This window comes from Actinomycetospora sp., from assembly GCF_055612215.1.
Genome location: NZ_JBVPVA010000940.1, coordinates 1 through 1,869, shown reverse-complemented (window position 1 = coordinate 1,869; position 1,869 = coordinate 1). Strand labels below are relative to the sequence as shown.

Annotated in this window: 2 protein-coding genes; both read right to left on the bottom strand. The window is 74.9% G+C overall.

Annotated features, from left to right (window positions below):
* Positions 1 to 34: 34 nt before the first annotated feature.
* Positions 35 to 991 carry an aspartate carbamoyltransferase catalytic subunit gene (locus AC0CYZ_RS25655; RefSeq protein WP_472220606.1) on the bottom strand — a complete coding sequence of 319 codons (957 nt, stop codon included), beginning with the start codon at positions 989 to 991 and terminating at the stop codon, positions 35 to 37.
* A 23-nt stretch (positions 992 to 1,014) separates the two neighbouring features.
* Entirely contained in the window at positions 1,015 to 1,599 is a 585-nt protein-coding gene (gene pyrR, locus AC0CYZ_RS25650; RefSeq protein WP_472220604.1) for a bifunctional pyr operon transcriptional regulator/uracil phosphoribosyltransferase PyrR, read from the bottom strand.
* Positions 1,600 to 1,869 lie beyond the last annotated feature (270 nt).

The window sequence follows — 1,869 nt, the reverse complement described above, 5'->3', positions numbered from 1 at the left end:
CCGTAGGGCCGGACGTTCCTGATGAGCGTGGTGGTCATGCCACGTCCTCCCCGGCGAGCAGGTGGTAGAGCACGGCCATCCGCACGTGGACCCCCGCGGTGACCTGCTCGGCGATCGCGGCGCGGGCGGAGTCGGCGACCGAGCTCGCGATCTCCATGCCGCGCACGGCCGGGCCGGGGTGCAGGACGACCGCGTGGTCGGGCAGCGTGTCCGCGCGGCGCTGGGAGAGCCCGAAGCGCACCGCGTACTCCCGCGCGGACGGGAAGAAGCCGCCGTGCATCCGCTCGGCCTGCACGCGCAGCATCATCACCGCGTCCGGGCCGGTGGCCAGGTGGGCGTCGAGGTCGTGGGTCACGGTGACCGGCCACGCCTCGACCCCGCTGGGCAGCAGCGTCGGCGGGGCCACGATCGTGACCTCGGCGCCGAGCGTGGCCAGCAGGTGGGCGTTCGAGCGGGCCACGCGGCTGTGCAGGACGTCGCCCACGACCGCGACCCGGCGGCCCGTCAGGTCGGCGCCGAGGCGGCCGCGCAGCGTCGCCGCGTCGAGCAGGGCCTGGGTGGGGTGCTCGTGGGTGCCGTCGCCGGCGTTGACGACGGCGACGTGGCCGTCCGTGTGGGAGTGGCCCACCCGGTCGAGCCACCCGGCGATCCGGTGCGGCGCCCCCGACGCCGGGTGGCGCACGACGACCGCGTCGGCGCCGGCGGCGGCGAGGGTGGCGGCGGTGTCGCGCAGCGACTCGCCCTTGCCGACGCTCGACCCGGAGGCGCTGACGTTGATCGTGTCCGCGCTCATCCACTTGCCGGCCACCTCGAACGAGACCCGGGTGCGCGTCGAGTTCTCGTAGAACAGCGTCACGACGGTGCGCCCGCGCAGCGTCGGGAGCTTGCGCACCGCGCGCCCGGTGAGGGCCTGTTCCATGTTGGCGGCGGTCGCGAGGAGGGCGTCGGCCTGGTCGCGGCGCAGCGTCTCGGTGGAGAGCAGGTGCCGCAGGCCGATGCCGGACCCGGGTGCGCTCATCGGATCGCCACCCCGTCCACCCCGTCGGACTCGACGAGGGACACCGCGACGTCCTCGGCGCGGTTGGTGGGGACGTTCTTCCCGACGTAGTCCGCGCGGATCGGCAGTTCGCGGTGCCCGCGGTCGACCAGGACGGCGAGCTGGACCGCGCGCGGGCGGCCGTGGTCGCGCAGGGCGTCGAGGGCGGCGCGGACGGTCCGGCCGGACATCAGGACGTCGTCGACGAGCACGACCGTGACGTCGTCGATGCCGCCCGGGGGCATCTCGGTCTCCGCCAGCGGCCGGGTGGGTTGGCGGCGGAGGTCGTCGCGGTAGAGCGTCGGGTCGAGGGTGCCGACGGCGACGACGGTGGCGGGATCGATCGCGGTCACCCGCTCCGCCAGGCGGCGGGCGAGGTGGACGCCGCGGGTCGGGAGTCCGAGGAGCACGACCCCGGCTCCGGAATCGGCGGTCTTCTCGAGGATCTCGTGGGCGATCCGGGCGACGGTGCGCGCGACGTCCGCCGACGAGAGCAGCTCGCGCTCACCCTCGGCGTTCGTGGCACCACCCGGCCCGGGGCCGCCCCGGCGCCGCGTGGGCACTCGGGGACCTCCTTCTCCGCCTCGCGGGACGGCTCTTAAAGGATGTCGATGGGTTCGTCAACGACCTTATCAGCCACGGTGTGCGACCGATCCCGCCGCCCGTGCGGCCCTCGACCCCCGTCGGCGGGCGCGGCGTGCGCGGTCGATCACAGTCGGCGTCGGAGCAACGGAGACGTGGACCACCCGACCGGATCGGCGTGCCGCGCGACACACGGGACGACCAGCGGTGGGAACCCGGCTTGACCTCGTGATCGCCGAAGGCGCATCATC